The sequence below is a fragment of the Leptolyngbya sp. ST-U4 genome (assembly GCF_039962215.1).
In the GTDB taxonomy this organism is placed as follows: Bacteria; Cyanobacteriota; Cyanobacteriia; order Elainellales; family Elainellaceae; genus Leptolyngbya_A.
In genome coordinates this window covers 1-16,822 of the sequence record NZ_JAMPKZ010000008.1, presented here as the reverse complement: position 1 = coordinate 16,822, position 16,822 = coordinate 1, and the positions used below count along the sequence as shown (strand labels likewise).

General features: G+C 51.2%; 14 protein-coding genes, 1 tRNA gene and 1 pseudogene. 4 read left to right on the top strand and 12 right to left on the bottom strand.

Annotation, left to right across the window (positions count from 1 at the left end; genetic code table 11):
- Window positions 1-43: 43 nt before the first annotated feature.
- Complete coding sequence (locus NDA02_RS13810) at window positions 44-859, bottom strand: SDR family oxidoreductase (protein ID WP_348255120.1); 816 nt, start codon at window positions 857-859, stop codon at window positions 44-46.
- A 464-nt stretch (window positions 860-1,323) separates the two neighbouring features.
- On the opposite strand from NDA02_RS13810, the gene NDA02_RS13805 reads away from it, so the two are divergent.
- On the top strand, window positions 1,324-2,025 hold the full coding sequence (locus tag NDA02_RS13805; protein WP_190790866.1) for a hypothetical protein: 702 nt from the start codon (window positions 1,324-1,326) through the stop codon (window positions 2,023-2,025).
- On the opposite strand, the gene NDA02_RS13800 is transcribed toward NDA02_RS13805, so the two are convergent.
- The 5 genes from NDA02_RS13800 to NDA02_RS13780 form a co-directional block, all read right to left on the bottom strand.
- Entirely contained in the window at window positions 2,008-2,697 is a 690-nt protein-coding gene (locus NDA02_RS13800) for a hypothetical protein (RefSeq protein ID WP_348255119.1), read from the bottom strand. The two genes, NDA02_RS13805 and NDA02_RS13800, sit on opposite strands and share 18 nt — an antisense overlap.
- Window positions 2,698-3,309: 612 nt before the next feature.
- Complete coding sequence (locus tag NDA02_RS13795; RefSeq protein ID WP_199296421.1) at window positions 3,310-4,077, bottom strand: DUF4340 domain-containing protein; 768 nt, start codon at window positions 4,075-4,077, stop codon at window positions 3,310-3,312.
- Between the two features lie 39 nt (window positions 4,078-4,116).
- Complete coding sequence (locus NDA02_RS13790; RefSeq protein WP_348255118.1) at window positions 4,117-5,877, bottom strand: Gldg family protein; 1,761 nt, start codon at window positions 5,875-5,877, stop codon at window positions 4,117-4,119.
- Window positions 5,878-5,957: 80 nt separating this feature from the next.
- Window positions 5,958-6,758 (bottom strand): ABC transporter permease, encoded by an 801-nt coding sequence (locus NDA02_RS13785; RefSeq protein ID WP_190790863.1) that lies wholly within the window; start codon window positions 6,756-6,758, stop codon window positions 5,958-5,960.
- Window positions 6,759-6,770: 12 nt separating this feature from the next.
- A complete protein-coding gene (locus NDA02_RS13780) occupies window positions 6,771-7,796 on the bottom strand; it encodes an ABC transporter ATP-binding protein (protein WP_190790862.1) in 1,026 nt (341 codons plus the stop codon).
- Window positions 7,797-8,624: 828 nt separating this feature from the next.
- On the opposite strand from NDA02_RS13780, the gene NDA02_RS13775 reads away from it, so the two are divergent.
- Entirely contained in the window at window positions 8,625-9,530 is a 906-nt protein-coding gene (locus tag NDA02_RS13775; RefSeq protein ID WP_190790861.1) for a bifunctional 3-deoxy-7-phosphoheptulonate synthase/chorismate mutase, read from the top strand.
- Between the two features lie 217 nt (window positions 9,531-9,747).
- The gene (locus NDA02_RS13770) at window positions 9,748-10,989 is read left to right on the top strand and encodes a HAMP domain-containing sensor histidine kinase (protein WP_190790860.1); all 1,242 of its coding nucleotides are present in this window, start codon (window positions 9,748-9,750) and stop codon (window positions 10,987-10,989) included.
- Here NDA02_RS13770 and NDA02_RS13765 read toward each other — a convergent pair.
- The 6 genes from NDA02_RS13765 to NDA02_RS13740 form a co-directional block, all read right to left on the bottom strand.
- Window positions 10,967-12,775, bottom strand: coding sequence for a glycosyltransferase (locus NDA02_RS13765; RefSeq protein ID WP_190790859.1), 1,809 nt, complete (start codon window positions 12,773-12,775; stop codon window positions 10,967-10,969). The genes NDA02_RS13770 and NDA02_RS13765 overlap by 23 nt on opposite strands.
- 65 nt (window positions 12,776-12,840) lie before the next feature.
- Window positions 12,841-14,118 carry an aminotransferase class V-fold PLP-dependent enzyme gene (locus NDA02_RS13760; RefSeq protein WP_190790858.1) on the bottom strand — a complete coding sequence of 426 codons (1,278 nt, stop codon included), beginning with the start codon at window positions 14,116-14,118 and terminating at the stop codon, window positions 12,841-12,843.
- 124 nt (window positions 14,119-14,242) lie between these two features.
- Window positions 14,243-14,314 (bottom strand) — tRNA-Asn (locus tag NDA02_RS13755).
- Window positions 14,315-14,495: 181 nt separating this feature from the next.
- Entirely contained in the window at window positions 14,496-15,068 is a 573-nt protein-coding gene (locus NDA02_RS13750; RefSeq protein WP_190790857.1) for an NYN domain-containing protein, read from the bottom strand.
- A 236-nt stretch (window positions 15,069-15,304) separates the two neighbouring features.
- Entirely contained in the window at window positions 15,305-15,979 is a 675-nt protein-coding gene (locus tag NDA02_RS13745) for an energy-coupling factor ABC transporter ATP-binding protein (protein ID WP_190790856.1), read from the bottom strand.
- Between the two features lie 111 nt (window positions 15,980-16,090).
- Window positions 16,091-16,360: a hypothetical protein gene (locus NDA02_RS13740; RefSeq protein WP_348255116.1), complete on the bottom strand. Its 270-nt coding sequence runs from the start codon at window positions 16,358-16,360 to the stop codon at window positions 16,091-16,093.
- A 350-nt stretch (window positions 16,361-16,710) separates the two neighbouring features.
- Here NDA02_RS13740 and NDA02_RS13735 point away from each other — a divergent pair.
- Window positions 16,711-16,822: pseudogene (locus NDA02_RS13735) on the top strand (photosystem II D2 protein (photosystem q(a) protein)); the annotation flags it as partial.

The window sequence follows — 16,822 nt, the reverse complement described above, 5'->3', positions numbered from 1 at the left end:
AAAGCGATCGTCCCCCATTCCCTAAACTTTTGCGACGCAGTGGTTACGCGATCGAAGCAAACAAACCCGACCAATCGATCGCCGCAGGACGATTCCCCTTATTCACCATCTCAAAAATCTTGTTTGCCGCATTCGGGTCATGCAGGCATTCCACGCAGGCAGCCGCCACATCGATTCGGCTAGTTTGTCCAGAGAGGGTGTCGCCGGTGCCGATCGTGATTCCCTTTTTGCCGCCTGTCGTCGCTTTCATCAGCGTATTCAGATCGTAGGACGTAAAGGGACCGTCGATGAGCTGTCCGGGTCGGATAATGGTGTAGGGCAGACCGGATTGCAAGATCGCCGCTTCGCCCTGCTGTTTTGCATCCAGGACACCAAAGGCATTGAGAACGGTGTAGGGAAACTGGGTTTTGTGTTCCACGCCGCAGGAAGAAACAAAGACAAATCGCTGAAGATAACTTGGAGCTGCCTCAACCACATGGCGCACGCCGTCCACATCGACAATTTGGGGACTATTTTTGGCGTGAGCATCCCGGTAGCCTTTGTCCAGGAGAATCTTGCTCCACTGCTGGAGCGTTTGCAGCCCTTTCGCTTCGGGGAGGTCAAACTGCCAGCGAGCCGAAGGAAACGCGGTTGTTCCAGTGGCGCAAATCAGATGGGTAATGCCCAGCATGGCAGACGGCAAGGTTTCAGGCTGACGAATATCCCCGATCGCCGCTTCTACTCGATCGCCAAACAGTTTTTCTGCTTTCTCTGCACTGCGCGTCAAAACCCGAACCGGAATTTCTTTTTCCAGCAGCTTTGCTACCGCTAACTGTCCCACGCCTCCGGTTGCACCCACCACCAGCACCAGATCTGCCACAATCGCCTTCCTCCTGAAATTTTGGTTTCTAATTCTTCGATCTACGTCAGCTTAGAAGGATTGCTCCAGCGGCGAATCTGCTGAACGAATTAAGTTTTGCCGGATGAAACCCTGAAGGATTTGTAGGATACGTGCGATCGATCTAGCACCTATCGAACTTTCTCACCGGAATGACTAATCTTGTTGCCCTTGTGCCCGTCGAGCATGGTAATGGGCTGCGGCTCCCGAATTGATGGTTCGCAAAAATGTAACGAGAGAACCTAGTGCCGGAACATTGCCAGAAAATAAGGAATCAACCCCCTTGCAAGAGTAATCACAGCAGTAATCAGCTCTACGTCTCAACTTAAAGTCCCCCTCGCTCTTTCAAAGCAGCAATTTACAGATGGGGGATGCAGGAGGCAATGTAGAGACTCCAAGACTCCTCAAACAACCTTTTTTCACCTCAATTCATTTGCGACCCATCCATGCTGACTCCCTTCGATCGCCAAACTCAATCCCACCATTTCAGCCCATTCGCTTTCCTCACTAGACCCAAACGCCTCATGCTATGGGGACTAAGTGGAATCACCTTACTGCTGGTGAGCTGTCAATCTGCGCCTCGCCCCCTCCCGGCTCCCGCTACTCCTTCAGAAACACCAATCCAAACCGATACGACCTCGTCCACTTCCAGTCCATCTGCGTCGAAGCGGTATGCGTTTCCGCAAGCAGGGTTCGGCTTTGTCTATCCCGCAGATTTTGCGATTGCCGATCCGGTCGATAATGCTTCTGATGGACTCGTGCTGCTAGAACTCTGGCAGCAGAAAGTGTATGACGACATCGTGGCCGGAAAGTATGAAGGCGGAACCGAATATCCGTCCAGTGTCCAAGTCGTCGTCGATCGCAATCCCGATAACCTGGATTTACAAGCCTGGGTTGAAGGTCACTCCAGCCGCTTCTCGCAGCCAAAAGACTTTCAGGCGCGATCGATCGCTGGTCAAAACGGGCTGAGCTTTCGTTCTACTGGCTTATATGAACATGAAAACGTAGTGGTTGCTCATCCCAGCGGGGAAGCAGTAATTGTCATCAGTCTGGCGACGATCGGCAATCCAGAAGTGGATGAACCCAATCGACGAGCATTCACCGAGATTGTGAACAGCTTAGAGCTTGTCTCACCGATTCAATCCTGAGCCAGAATATTCAGGAGATTTGGCGCGAAACATCAGCAGCGGTGGACGAATGCAAAGATACAGCAGCGGTCCAAACAGGGGAATGAACGCAACCAGCCCATAAAGCTGTGAGTCATTACGTAGCCCCCGTCGCGCCATATCATCGGTCAGCAACGTGGGATAGGGAAACAGCAAACAGAGAATGCCAAATGCCAGCGTCATTGCGTGGATAAAGCGATCGCTCTGAAAAACTTGAACAAACGCTCCCCAATCGCCAAAGAACAGGGCAAATCCCAGCAAAAACAGCGTACTGCCCGTCAAAATCAGCCCTGTGATTGGAGAATCGAGCCACTTTAACCAGGCATCCTTTTCACCGGAAAACTGCTGATTGGGTTCGCGCAGTGCCAGATAGGGAACCAGGGATAGAAATCCAGTTCCAACTGAACCCAGCATAAATGCCCAGGCGGGTAATTTTTGCATTCTACCGTCTGGGAAGATCAGACAGCTATAAATCAATAGCCAAATGCCAATCATGCTAAACAGCGAAATCGTCACCGGATTGATCGCAGGTATCTGTCCCTTGAGAAGCGTTTGCACGGGTTCTAACAAATTGACCCGCAGCGGCGGCGCAAACAAAAACACATAGGCAGGAAAACCTAGCTCAATCAACCAGAGAATCAGTCTACGTAGCATTATCCTCCTCCCTTTTCATCGTCCTCGATGGCTTGCTTCTCAGATGCTTCGCAGTTTCCCCTGTGGGGTAATTGCTTTCCTTATTGTTCAGAGTTTATGCGACGAAAAACACTGCCAGAGGGAAGACGTGCAGGCTCTTTGATAACCCATTAAGAGGACTGTCTGAGGGAATGGTAACTGCAATTTTATTCGGCGATCGATCATCAATAAATACATCAATAAATTATCAATAGAATATGTATAATTTTTGCTGTCACATTAATAATTGGTGATTTATTGATACCCTGGCTTTGAATTTATTTATTAGAATCATCACAAAAAAACCTATCAATTTTGTCCATCTATTATTGTTGGTGTGTTAATGTATTTTACCTTCAATTGTGGTTAACGAATCACCCAGAAAATTCTCTGAAAATCACTTTTGCATAAATTTAGTGAATTTTAATCGAGCACTAGGGTTTACAGACTTTGATGATTATCTGTAAATAGAGCGATCGCTTCTCTAGCGATGCGTTTGGTCGGGCAATCGAGAGATGCAGTAAAGTAGGGAGTTGAACCTGACCATCTACCTGGTCGATCGCCTGCTGTGCGTCAGAAGAAATTCAAGACAAACTATGGAGAAGACGGAGAAGAGTTTGGAGAAGGACTCGGAGCGGCTGGACTTGCAGGAGACGCTTCAGGACTCGGAGAACTTGCCGAACTCGGTGATGCATCGGGGGATGGATCAGGTGACGGCTTTGGAGATGCTTCAGGACTCGGAGAAGATGCACCGGGAGATGGGCTGGGAGACGCTGCGGGTGCAGCCTGCTTTTCCGCTGCTGTTTGTTTCCATTCTGCTAAAGGACGATTGACTGCATTCTCAAAGCTGGGAGAAACCAGGCTTACTTTTAGATCGGCATTGGCGTCGGTGGATGGATCAGCTAGCGCGTAGAGAAAACTGCGGTTAAAGTCATATTCCCCTACAATCAGGCGATGGGTTTCCTGGTTGTCGAGCGTGACTTCGATCGCTGCAAACGGCTGATGAAATCCATACTGTTCTCGCTGTGCTGCCGGAACTGTAAACGTCCGATCGCTCGTGCCCGATGTCATTAGATCCAGCAGAAAGGCGATCGAGGCGGCACTGGCAGGGGTTTGTTCAGGTTGCTGCATTTGCCAGATTCCCTCAGCGTCACGCTCAAACTTAAGCGACCGAAGGGGCGTCGTGAGCGACAGCGTTTTAACCTGCTTTTCGGTGAAGGCAAAGAGATCGCTAGGTTCGCTCTGGGAAGCCTGCTGACCCTGTGATTGATTTTGAGGCTGATTTTGTACCGCCACCAGCGTTACGCCACCCAGCAGTAAAGCAGTGAGCAGCAGCAGAAAAGTAGAGGGTTTGATCTTCATTGCTTCTGCAAGTTCAAGGAATCGGATCTTAGAGAACAGTTATCGCCGCTTCCACCACACCAGTCCGGCAGCAGCAAAAGCGATCGCAGGCAGCAGCGCAAGCGCAGTTCCGGCGGCAGACATCTGCTGTTGAGGAGACATCACAATCCGGCGATTTTTCACTTCTCGCGGACGAATCGCCAACACCTGATCGTCTTGCTGACTCAGCCAGCCCAGCGAGTTCAAAAACACATCGCTGTTAAGCTGCTGGGCAAATACGCCGTCTGTTGCGAAGCCAGAGTTGCCAATCACCACCAGGCGAGATTGTCCCTTATTTTCGCTGGCTGCTGGATTGGGGCTGGGACTGGCTGCTGGACTAGGGCTGGCTTCCGGGCTAGGACTCGAACTGGAACTGGCACTGGCTTCCGGGCTAGGACTGGCACTGGGGCTGGCACTGGGGCTGGCACTGGGACTGGCACTGGGACTGGCACTAGGACTGGCACTGGGGCTGGGACTGGGACTCGGAGCAGGGCTTGGAGCTTCTGCCTGTACCCCCCGGCTCAGGGCATAGCCGATCGCAAATGGACCCTTTGGATCGGTCGCTGCATCGAACTGAAGTTCACCATTTTCGGCAACGCGCTGGGCGGTGGTGCGATCGCTGGTAATCAGAAGACCCGTGGCTTCGATGCCCTCGACCTGCCGCTGCTGCACCGGACGCGCTAGAGGATAAAAGGAAATGCCGTTGCCAAAGCTGCGTGTGATCGGATGATCGCCATATTGATTAATAATCGTCACGCCCGGACCCAAGCCAGAAGCTTCTCCGGCGGGGTCAATGACAATGCGATCGCTCATCTGAAGTCCCCACTCCTCCAGCAGCGGATTGAGCTTGGGGTCGGTTTGCGGATCGATCAGCAGCATTAAGCCGCTCTTGCGCTTCAGATACTCCCTGAGGGCTTTGACTTCTGATTCGATCAAGGGACGCTGGGGACTGGCAATTACCAGCACAGCAGCATCTGCCGGAACCTGCGGATTTTCTGCCAGGTTGAGCGGCGCGCCTTCATAGGCTTCTTCAGTGAGCCGCTGGGATGCCTGCAAAAAGCCGCCCTGTCCTGCTTCTAGCTTGCGTTCACCGTGTCCCTGCAAGAAGTAAACCTTTTGCGGCTGGCTGTTGGTGATTTGGGCAATGCCGTTGGTCAGCCGTCGTTCTGAAAGTTTTTGCTCTGGAGTCACGGTCTGCACAGGTCGGCGGTTCGTTCCCGATTCAACAAATACATCGCCGATCGTCTGCACTTTGTATTCTCGCGCCAGTCCCGGTTCGCGCTGGGGGTCGATGTACTGATAGCTGAAATTAGAGTTGATTCGCCGATAGTTATCGAGCAACTGCTGATCGATCGGATTGGGTGTGGGCGAAAAAATCGTGGCTTTAACGGGCTGTTGAAGCTGCTGCGCGATCTCCTGCGACTGAGGAGCAAGGGTAAAAATCTGGTTTTCCGTCAGGTCAACCCGGCTGTTAAACCGCACTGCTAGAAAGTTCACCATGCCCAAAATGGCTAAAACGGCAAGGGCAGACAGCAGCGCATTGGTGCCAATTTGAGTCGATCGCCTACCCCAAAAATTTGGCTGCTGATAAATCAGAAATACTAGCCACAGTCCGAGGAGAACAAATCCAGCGATCATTAGTCCAGATGGAATGCCCGCCCAGTTTCCCGCTACGATTCCTGCGGTCGCACCCACAATCATCAGCACAGGACCAAGCCAAAATAGCCACTTGAGATGGTTCCAGTTCAGTTGCTTCCAGTTCAGTCGTTTTGTCAGCTTCATGGACATCTGAGGAAATAGGGAGAGACAGAGAAATAAACCTGTTTGTATGGATGAGCCGGAGGGAAACTGCGATCCCCCAACTAGCTACGCTGGAATCGAAATGCCTCGATCGACTGTGCCGTGAGAAATAGCCCCAGCACAATGTAGCTGAGAAACACAATCAAGCTACTGCTGTCTACAATGCCCTGCGTCAGGTTCGTGTAGTTTTTCACCAGAGACAGATGACCCAGCGCATTACCTACTGGACCACCGATCGCGTTAGCGACCAGATCTACGACCCATAGGAGCAAAATCAGCCCGAACGTGAGAATTGCCGCCAGAATTGTGCTGTCCGTCAGCGAAGAGATAAACATCCCCAGCGACAAAATCGCCGCCCCCATCAGAATCAGGGCAAAGTGGCCCAGCAGCATCACCGTGGGCGACACAGGCGGGTCAGCAGCACTCAGGGCGATCGCTTGATACACTAGCAACGGCAGCACCAGCGTTGTAAAAAACGTGACCACGCCCAACAGCTTGCCCAGCGCGACCGCCCAGTTTGTTACCGGAGAAGTTGCTAGAAGTTCGATCGTGCCCCGCTTGCGCTCTTCGGTGTAGAGCCCCATCGACAAAATCGGCAGCACAAACAGAGCCAGCGAGCCCAGTACCCCCAAAAACACCGTGAGAAACTGATAGGCAACGTCGATCGGCGGTTCTGTAATTCCTACCTGATCGCGCACTGCTACTTGAGCAATTAACCCTTCGGGGCTAAGCAAAATCGACACAAAGAAAAAGCCGCTCAGCAGCCAGAACACGCCTGCAATGATGTAGGCAAAGGGAGAAGCAAAATAGCTTTGCAGTTCCCGCCGATAGATTGCGATGATGTTGCTTAATACGATTCCCATTGCCGCTTCTCCTTATATCGCCGTACCCGTTGCCGAATTAGACTCGCTCTGTGCTGCTGCTTCTCCGAGGGCTTCTTCTGAAATCGTTTCTTCGGTCGTCAGTTCCAAAAACACTTCTTCCAAACTCACCTGCACTCGCCGCATTTCGTGTAGCCCCCAGCCTGCGGAGACGATCGCCGCTGCAATATCGCGTCCTACATGATGTCCAGCCTGGAGTTCTGCGTCTAATGTCAGACGATATCGGCGGTGCGTCCCCGGTAAAGCCTCGTCTGCAATGACCTCAACTGCATTAATCGGGGGCAACTGCTGAAGCTGCTGCTGGATCAAAAGTGGATCGCCTTCGACCTCTAGCTCATAACCCGCCCCGCCCGTGAGCTGTGCCATGAGCTGATCGGGTGTGTTCATCGCGACTACCTGCCCCCGGTTGATAATTGCCACCCGGCTACAAGTCATACTTACTTCTGGCAGGATATGGGTCGAGAGAATAATCGTATGCTCTCCCGCCAGGCTCTTAATCAAATTGCGAACTTCGATAATTTGACGGGGATCAAGCCCAACCGTGGGTTCATCTAGAATAATCGCGGGCGGATCATGCACGATCGCCTGGGCAATGCCGACTCTCTGACGAAATCCCTTCGACAGCTTGCGAATTAAAACCTGTCGCTTGTCCAACAAGCCGCACCGCTTCATTGCTAGCTTTACCCGCGTGGGACGATCGCCTGCCGAAACCCCCTTAAGCCGACCGACAAAATTCAGATAGCCCTCCACCGACATATCCGGGTAGAGCGGCGGATTTTCGGGCAGATAGCCAATGCGCTGACGCACTGCCATCGAGTCTTCATGCACCTCAAAGCCAGCAATTCGGGCTGTGCCGCTGGTCGCAGGCAAATAGCCTGTCAAAATTCGCATCGTCGTGGTTTTCCCGGCTCCGTTTGGTCCCAGGAAGCCCAGAATTTCGCCTTTCTCCACGGAAAATGTGATGTCCTGGATCGCGGAAGTCGTGCCGTAAATCTTACTCAGATGGTCTGCTTCAATCATTCTGCTTTTGTTGTGCTTCAGATGGTTCTGCTTCAGATGGCTTGCTTTGGTTATTCTGCTGCAATCATAAGCGACATGATCGGGAGGGTCGGAGATCGCCAATTCAGGTCAATTCGCATTTGTTCGGCATCTATAAGGAGATTTGAGAAGGGTTCCAGGTTCTGCATTGTCCCCTAAATTCCTGACAGGTGGGAAACTTTGAGCGTTAAAACCGATCGGCTCGGTTTTCCTAGAATTAGGGGTTAGGGGGGCGGATCGAGTTGCAGATACAACGCTTCAAACATCCTCTTTAGACGGAATTCTCCAGAAATTCCCTGAAATCTTCCCGGAAAAGAACTGCACCGCTAATCATAAGGCGATCGGACAAGTTCTAACCAAAGGGAATCCAACCGTGTCAGATCTTAACGATATTTTCCTGCAGTTGACTTGACGAAGTTTTGATAACTTTGTTACGATTAGCAATAGAATAAAGTATTCTTAACACAAGTTCGCAGCGCAAGCTTGCAACACAAGTTCGCAGAAAGGATCTTCTTTTCCTATGGGTCTGGCAAATCAGTCTTACTTTTATTGGTTTAGCTTTACCACGGCTCACCGGGGGTAATTCCACTCAGTTAGGGAACCTCTCGATGAGCCGCAGAACTTGAAAGTCTGCGGTTTTTGTTTTATCTAGCTTCTTCGATTAATCACACTCGATTCGCACCGATGACGACTATGCCCTACACTGTTTGGTTTTTTGGCTTTTACTTTTGGACCAGGCTCACGTCCGGGTAAAGTCGTCATGCAAAAGTCGAACCCTACCCGGACAGCCTCAAGGCTCCGGGTTTTTTAATGCTCCTTCAGTCCCATCTCTCACTCAATCCCCAAAACTCCACCATGCAGAAAGCAAAACTTGTCCTCAAAACTTCCGCTCAGCCTCAAACAATCGTCCATTTAAGCGAAACTGTCACCGTTGGCGGTTCTGATTTGCTGATTGTCGGCGGACCCTGTGCCGTCGAAACCGCGGCACAAATGGAAGCAGTCGCCTGTCGCCTCGCTACGGGTCCAATTCAGGCAATTCGCGGCGGGGTGTACAAGCCCCGGACTTCGCCCTATGACTTCCAAGGACTCGGCATCGAAGGGCTGAAGATTCTGGCATCGGTGCGCGATCGCTACGGACTGCCTGTGATTACCGAAGTGATGGCAATTTCCCAAATCGAAGAAATCGCAGCTTATGCCGATGTGCTTCAGGTTGGCAGCCGCAATATGCAAAATTTCGATTTGCTCAAGGCACTGGGACAGGCAAACAAGCCGATTCTGCTGAAGCGCGGTTTGGCAGCGACGATCGAAGAATTCGTCATGGCAGCCGAATACATCATGAGCCACGGTAACCCGAACGTCATCCTTTGCGAGCGCGGCATTCGCAGTTTCGATACCTACACTCGCAACGTGCTGGATCTGGGTGCAGTCGTCGCATTGAAGCAAATCACTCACCTGCCCGTGATCGTTGACCCTAGTCATGCTGCCGGAAAGCGCGAACTCGTTCCCAATCTAGCAAAAGCGGCGATCGCTTGCGGTGCAGATGGCATTATCGTTGAGTGCCACCCGGAGCCGGAGCAGTCTGTTTCGGATGCGCGTCAGGCACTTTCGCTTGAGGAAATGGTGAATCTGGCGCGGAGTCTGGAGCCGATCGCTCAGGCTGTGGGTCGTACGATAGTTTCTGGAACCGGGAATGTACCCCGGTTTTCTTTTGTCTAAATCGCTTTTGTCCAAATCGCTTTTGTCTAAATTTCTCTTGCTCAAAAACAACTGCCAGAAATAACGAAATGAAGGACGTAGGGCGATCCATCTCTGTCTGAATTAAGATGCGGAGCGATCGCAACACTGATATCCTACTGAGAGTTTGCAGGGTTGGATTTGAACGATATCTGACACTCTGCGCCTCGCCCAAACGCTTCAACTCGCCCCTTTCGGCATGATTGACTTCGGTAAATTAATGCACCAGCAAGCCGATACCATTGTTCAGCAGTGGGTCGAAGCGGTGCGTCAGGATGAGCAAATTCAAACTACTGGCGAACTCACCTACAAAGCCATTCAAAATAGCTTGCCTAAAGTGCTAAATGCGCTGGCAACGATTTTGTCTGAGGAAGAACGCAGCGACGTGCAAACCCTGATCGAAACAACGCTAGAACATGGCATAGTCCGGGCGGATCAGGGGTTCGATCCGGGTGAGATTGCGCGGGAATATCGCCTGCTGCGATCGATTATTTTTGAGGTGATTGAAGCCGAGCTGCTTCAAGCTTCGGCTGCCGAACTGCTGCGTGCGGTCAGGTTAATTGACACGGTGATTGATGAGGCGATCGCCCGCTGCTTTCAAAGCTATACCGAGAGTCGGCTGCATGAGTTAGAGCAGCTTCAAAGTCAGCTTAAGTTGACGAATCAGGAATTGACCCGCCTCGTTCGCGCCAGCAAAGCTAATCTTTCAGAGCTTGCCCATGAGCTAAGAACGCCCCTCACTTCGATTATTGGCTACTCGGATCTGTTTTTGCGGCAGCATCGACAGGACGGTAGCACCAGAGACTCGGTTCCTAATCTAGAGAGTATCGATCGTGTTTTACAGGCAGGACGACAGTTGCTCCGCCTGATCAATGATTCGCTGGAAATCTCGCGCTACGATGCAGGACAAATGCAGCTTCAGCTCAGTCCGGTGAATATTTGTGAGCTGGTGCAGACGACGGTGGACATGGTGCAACCTCTGGTGGCGGCTAGAAATTTACAGCTCCAGTTTGACTGTGATCCCGCTCTAAATCATATTTTGACTGATTCTCTACGGCTTCAGCAAATCGTCACTAATCTGCTGAGCAATGCCATTCGCTACACCGAGCAAGGTGAAATTCATGTCATTTGTCGGGCGGAGGCGATCAATCTCCTAAAAGGGAAAGCGGATTCTCCCTGTTGGAGCCTGACAGTTGCAGATACCGGGTTGGGCATTGCCTCAGAGGAGCAGCAGCGCATTTTTGAACCCTATGTACAAAGCAATTTGCAGAAGCTCCGCGACAGCGAAAGTACGGGGTTGGGATTGGCAGTTGTTTCCCGATTGGTGAAGCTGTTCCAGGGCGAAATTCACCTCGAATCTCAGTTCGGCATTGGCTCTACCTTTATCCTGACTTTTCCGCTTCTGTCTCCCGATGGCTCTACTTTAGCTTCGATGTCTTGACCCTGCCGCGACAGCGATACATCCGATAACGGTATCCATCAACTGATTCTGGCTCTGTTTTTGCCGCACAACGCTGCTTTTTAAGCACTCGATCGACTAACCCTGGCTCTACCTCATGAAAATTAATTAGCCATAGATCGATCGGTGTTGTGACTTCGCTTAAAGTTTTGTCCAATGTTTCTGCAACTGTGCTGGTGCTGCGCGGAGTATCGTGCGCCAGAAGAAACCGCAGATCGATCGGCAGCGTTTTTCCTGCTGAAGTCGCCTGGGAGCCAGCCTGTTCAACTGCCAGAGCAACTCCCATCAACCGCCCGGTTTGCCCATGGGTGCGGTGGGGAATCGCAATCAAAGTGCTCTGCGAGGAGTGCCGCAGAATATCCTGTGCAACCACATCCGGGCGATGAACTTTTTGATAGCCCAAATTGAAAACAACGGTCAGTCCACCGACTAGACTCAAAAGCCCGATTAAAAGAATGGTTTTGCGTCTACTTACGCGCAGCAGCTTGAGTAGGGCGATCGACACTTGATCAGCACGGGTTTGGGCAATCTCACGAACAACATTCCACCCTGCCGCCAGACCTGCCGCGATCAGGGCAACCGTCCCCGGAAAGTAAACAAAGTTGTAGCGAAACGCGCCGGTCAACTCTGCCTCAAAAAGATAGGTGATGCTAAAGAACAGTAAAATTGCACTGATGACAAAGCAGCCCAGCACCCAAACGGAAAGTCGGGTATCCCGATCGACACACTGCACGTTTAGCCCCCAGAAGACTTTGGGCAGTGTCCACAGGGTCAACATCAACAGCCCTGCTCCCGATAGGACAGCGATCGTCTCTGAAGGGGACTGGATTGGTAACAGATAAATCATCGAAATCCAGCCTGCCACTGCCTGACCGACCGGCTCTAACCAGGCAAATCCACTGCGCTCGCCTCGATAAATCCAGCGCGTTAGCTCCCCATCCTGAATATTCAGCAGCACCGGAAACCAAACGATTCCCGTGCCCGCAGTTCCGGCTGCCACAAGCCAGATGCGTTGCCAGTGGACTGAAGGATGCCAGATTCCTCCTTCTCGCCAGCTCTGCACCAATCCCAGACAGGCAATGACGACGGCTTCGGCAATCAGGGTAAAGGTAAAAAAGTAATGGCTCGCAATGCCCAACCCGTTGATCAAAATCCAAACCCAGCACACCCAGTAGGGCAACGCAATCCGATCGCGAATCGTGCGGGTAGCCACAATCAAACAGCAAAGGGAAGCAATAATCCAAAGAATTGGCAGCGTATAGTGCCGCGCTTCTTGAGCGAGATAAACGGCAAACGGTGAAACTGCCATCAGCCCGGCTGCTACCTGTCCCACAATCCGCGATCGAAACGCCAGCCGGCCTAGCCAATAACTTGCCGGAATCGAAGCAACGCCAAACAAAACCGACAGTGATCGAGCTGCCCAGGCGGAAACCGTTCCAAGCTGATTCGTCGGAAAAAGCTTCAGCCAAAAGTGGCTCAGTATGAAATACAGGGGCGGATGGTTACTCTCGCTCAGCAGCGATTGCACGACCTGATCCACGCCGGTTCTAGATTGCGGGCGCAGGGGCTGCAAAAGCTGATCGGCTGTAATCACCTGATCGAGCGGCACGGTCAAAAAACGATTGCCCAGGCTAAAGACGATCGTAGAAAACTCATCTGTCCAGAGCGGCTTTGCAGCAAGCTGAATCAGACGCAAACCCAGCCCCAATGCTATTAGAAACAGCAAAAGCCAGAGATGCTGCCGACCATGATTAAACGCCGCTTTCACGCTACGCGGGCTCCTTTAATGCGATGACTGCCCCAACCATGAAAACTTTTCCTGAAACTTCTCCCTTAAACGGGTTTGGGTTGACTCGATGCGGATTCTGCCAGCAGCGTCAGCAAGGCTTCAGCGAGACGATCGTAGTCCGCCAAACTGTTATAAAGCTGAGCTGAGATGCGAATCAGAGCGTTGCTTTGCAGTTCCCCCACGAAAGAATCGGCTTTACCCTGCCCGAAAACACGCTGCCAGGGAATCAAGGGCACTTCAATCTGAAAGCGATCGAACAACTGATGCTGTACCCCTGAGGCCAATTTCCCAGGTAAAGGAATCGCTGCCATTGAACCAACCAGGGTGTCGGGACAGGGAGGCGACACACTCAAGGCATGACAAAGAAGTTGACGCGCCCTGATTGCCATTTGATGATTGCGCTCTATGACGGCATTCCAGCCCCCTGGTAAGAGGGAGTCCATAAACTCAACTGCACTTGCCACACAGCAATAGGCGGTTGGGTCGTCTGTGCCTGTCCAATCAAACTCCAAATGAAAGCGCGATCGATCGGTCCGAACTGAATTTGCACCATGACTGATCACAAGCGGGCGAATCAAGGACTGCTTTGCTTCGGAAACATAGAGAAAAGCAGCTCCTTTCGGCGCACATAACCATTTATGACAGTTCCCTGTGTAGTATGTTACCCCTAATTCCTTCAGGTTGAGTGCCACCATTCCGGGGGCGTGTGCCCCATCGACCAAAACATCCACCCCTGAACCGCGAAGCTGCTGTGCGATCGATTGAATTGGAAAAATCAGCCCGGTCTGGCTGGTAATGTGATCCAGCAGCACAATTCGAGTTTTGTCAGAAACTTGTGACATAACAGCGGTGATTACCTGCTCAGCAGACGCTAACGGAAAGGGAACTTCTGCAACCACCACCGTTGCCCCAGATCGCTCCGCTATAAAATCCAGCGCATTGCGGCAGGCATTGTACTCATGATTCGTCGTCAGCAGCTCATCCCCCGCCCGCAAAGACAGCGATCGCAGCACTGTGTTCACGCCTGTGGTGGTATTGGGAACGAAGACCAGCTCTTGTGGCGTTGTTCCGATGAACTCGGCTAGCCGCTCACGCGATCGATCCAGCAATGGCTCATAGGCATCCTCAAAAAAGCGCAATGGCTCTGCCTCAAGCTGCTGTCGAAAAATTTGCTGCTGTTCCAGAACGGCGATCGGACAGGCTCCAAAAGAACCGTGGTTCAGAAACGTGATATTGGGATCGAGTGACCAATGATGGCGCCAGGGGGATTGAGGTTGCGTACCCAAATCTATCCCTGTCTGTCTTTTGTCGATTGATTTCATGGATGGCGATCGTCAACTTTAATCGTCAGCTTTAACTTTAAGTTGACAACCTATCATCCTTCTCTCACTGATCTAGCAAAACTTAACTGATCTAGCGAAATTTATTTTGATTGAATTGACTTAACTCCCCAGGCTGGATTCGAACCAGCGACCAATCGGTTAACAGCCGACCGCTCTACCACTGAGCTACTGAGGAATGCTCACGCGAATCTAATAATAGCCAGAAAAGCCTGAATTTGGCAACCACTTTTCTAAAATTTTTTGCTGAATGCAGCGGAGGCAACCAAATCAGAGCGAGAACCCAGCTTGATTCAGACAAATTTACAGACAAACTTATTCAAACAAATTCATCTAAGCAAAGCTTTCATCCAGGAAAACTAGCTTTTTTTCCGATCTTTGCCAAATCTCAGGTCGGCAAGACGCTGCTGAGCGGCAGGATCAAGCCCACTCGCTAAGAATCGACTGGTCGATTGCTTTTGTTGCCTGTGGGTTGTGCGATGCTGCCGTCGAACTCTGGCAAACATTAGCTCAACTTCTGTCTGAAGCTTTTGCGCTGACATCCACTCTGCCCCATAGCCGACCACGGTCAGCTGCTGAGCGCGATCGGAGGTTGCCACAATTAGCCTCTGACTGAGTTTACGCGGGTCATTGCGAAACAAGGCACAGGTTTTCTCAATATAGGAGTCTGCGGTTTGGCGATAGTCGGTGTAGCAGATACAAAGATAGCTGGTGATGACCTCGCGACTGCCCGGTGTGTCTTGATACTGAGCATCAAACACAACATGAGTATCAAAGCTGTGATAGGAGCTGTAGTCCATCAGGCTATGCAACAGCTCACGCCGCGCTTCCTCTAACCCATGTCGATCGCGGGTCTGCTTTAAGTCTGACCAAGCACCGATTACGTTATAGCCGTCAACTAGGAGCAGGGCTTGGGGAGGGGAAGAAGGCATAATTTACATTGGAGGGCAATGGGTAGAAGCTATTTTATATTCTTATATATTGTCATTCATGATTGCAAATTGTAAACCAGGAAGAGAACGACCCGCTTCGATTTCTTCTCATCATTCATTACAAATCGTTTTTGGGAATTGCTTGCCGAAGGGTGCTTGCCGTAGAAAGGGTCTGACCGAAGGCTAGAAGAATACTTGAAAAGCTTCTTACTTAAAATCTTCCTCAGAATCCGCGCTCAGCTCCTCATGCTAGTCTGCATCAGTCTTTGTTTCAGCCGAGTCGGATCGCCCTGATCCGCCACTTTGCCTGCTTCTAATAAAAATGCGCCATCACAATAGTCAAGCTCATCTAAACGGTGCGTTACCCAGAGTGCCGTCATGCCTCGGCTCCGCACCAATCCCTGAACTTGCCGCACCAGATCAAGCTGGCTATCAGGGTCAAGTAAAGCGGTCGGTTCATCGAGCAGCAGCACTTCACAATGGCGGGCGATCGCTCCTGCAATGGCAATCCGCTGTTTCTGTCCGCCGCTCAAAGCATAAATAGGGCGACGCTGAAGTGGCAAAAGATTCACAGCGTTCAATGCTTCCTCAACCCGCTGCCGCACTTGCCTAAAAGACAGCTTTTCTTCAACTAGACCAAAGGCAACATCTGCCCCCACTGTCGGCATCACGAGCTGATGATCAGGATTTTGAAAGACAAATCCAACCGGAGGCTGCACTTCAACGGTTCCAATCTGGGGCTTTAGTAGCCCGGTCAAGAGTTTCAGCAAGGTTGATTTGCCGCTGCCGTTTGTGCCCAGCAACATCCAAAATTCGCCCTGCGGCACTTCCAGCGAACAGGCTTGCAGGACGGGAGCTTCCTTGAGCCACTGAAAAGAAACGTCCTGAACAACGATCGAGGGTTTACCCATAATTTGGCTTGATACTTAACGTTACCTAGTTACAAGGAGTGGGGTGGCGATGTGAAGCAATTTCTCTTCGAGGTAATCGCTCTCGCCTAATTCCCCACTTGTCCCTATGGCTTACTCAGCTAAGGCAAAAAAGCCGGGAGGTCTACCCGACGAAGTTGCACTGCCCGATTTTTCCGCCATTTGTACCGCAGCAATTTCGCTCACTAAAACACAAACGGTTTTTCCAGCTTGCTGTTCGCAGGTGAGTTCGATCGAAACCGGATTGCCAGAGCGCATTGCTTCTGAAATTTGCTGGTACAGAGCTTTTGCGTCATCACCGGATTTTCGCTGAACCGATATCGGTACGGGGTTATTCTTGAGAGCCACGTCAACAATAAACATGAGGCTGCCTTTACCACTGAACTTGTGAACTTACTTCTTTAGTATCTCTCGTTCAGCCCAGCAAGTGTTTTCTTTATCGGTACGGTCGCATCCGCACTAGCTGATCCCTGCCTAAATAACCCCACCGACAAAACTGCTTCGCATTGTTAAGGAAAATTCAGATTTAGGGGATGAAAAATTCTAGAGGGTGTCTGTATAATGAGTGATTAGTAAAGAAAAGTAAACTCTGTTCTCATTCCCTTGCGTTTTCTGCCTCTTTATCTCATATCTCAGGGCGCGATCGCGAGGCGACTGTGAATCAGGCGAACTCATTTTGATCAGATAATTTCTAATTTCTTGGAGATTGTGCAATGACCATAGCAATGGGGCGCGCACAAGCCCAGCGAGGATGGTTCGACACCGTCGACGACTGGCTGAAGCGCGACAGATTCGTTTTCATCGGCTGGTCAGGACTGCTGCTCT

Bases quoted from the DNA above. Each gene is read 5' to 3' on its own strand.
- NDA02_RS13740 (WP_348255116.1), bottom strand. From the start codon at position 16,360: ATGTTTATTGTTGACGTGGCTCTCAAGAATAACCCCGTACCGATATCG.
- NDA02_RS13785 (WP_190790863.1), bottom strand. From the start codon at position 6,758: ATGGGAATCGTATTAAGCAACATCATCGCAATCTATCGGCGGGAACTG.
- NDA02_RS13745 (WP_190790856.1), bottom strand. From the start codon at position 15,979: ATGGGTAAACCCTCGATCGTTGTTCAGGACGTTTCTTTTCAGTGGCTC.
- NDA02_RS13780 (WP_190790862.1), bottom strand. From the start codon at position 7,796: ATGATTGAAGCAGACCATCTGAGTAAGATTTACGGCACGACTTCCGCG.
- NDA02_RS13800 (WP_348255119.1), bottom strand. From the start codon at position 2,697: ATGCTACGTAGACTGATTCTCTGGTTGATTGAGCTAGGTTTTCCTGCC.
- NDA02_RS13760 (WP_190790858.1), bottom strand. From the start codon at position 14,118: ATGAAATCAATCGACAAAAGACAGACAGGGATAGATTTGGGTACGCAA.
- NDA02_RS13770 (WP_190790860.1), top strand. From the start codon at position 9,748: ATGATTGACTTCGGTAAATTAATGCACCAGCAAGCCGATACCATTGTT.
- NDA02_RS13775 (WP_190790861.1), top strand. From the start codon at position 8,625: ATGCTCCTTCAGTCCCATCTCTCACTCAATCCCCAAAACTCCACCATG.
- NDA02_RS13790 (WP_348255118.1), bottom strand. From the start codon at position 5,877: ATGAAGCTGACAAAACGACTGAACTGGAAGCAACTGAACTGGAACCAT.
- NDA02_RS13805 (WP_190790866.1), top strand. From the start codon at position 1,324: ATGCTGACTCCCTTCGATCGCCAAACTCAATCCCACCATTTCAGCCCA.
- NDA02_RS13750 (WP_190790857.1), bottom strand. From the start codon at position 15,068: ATGCCTTCTTCCCCTCCCCAAGCCCTGCTCCTAGTTGACGGCTATAAC.
- NDA02_RS13795 (WP_199296421.1), bottom strand. From the start codon at position 4,077: ATGAAGATCAAACCCTCTACTTTTCTGCTGCTGCTCACTGCTTTACTG.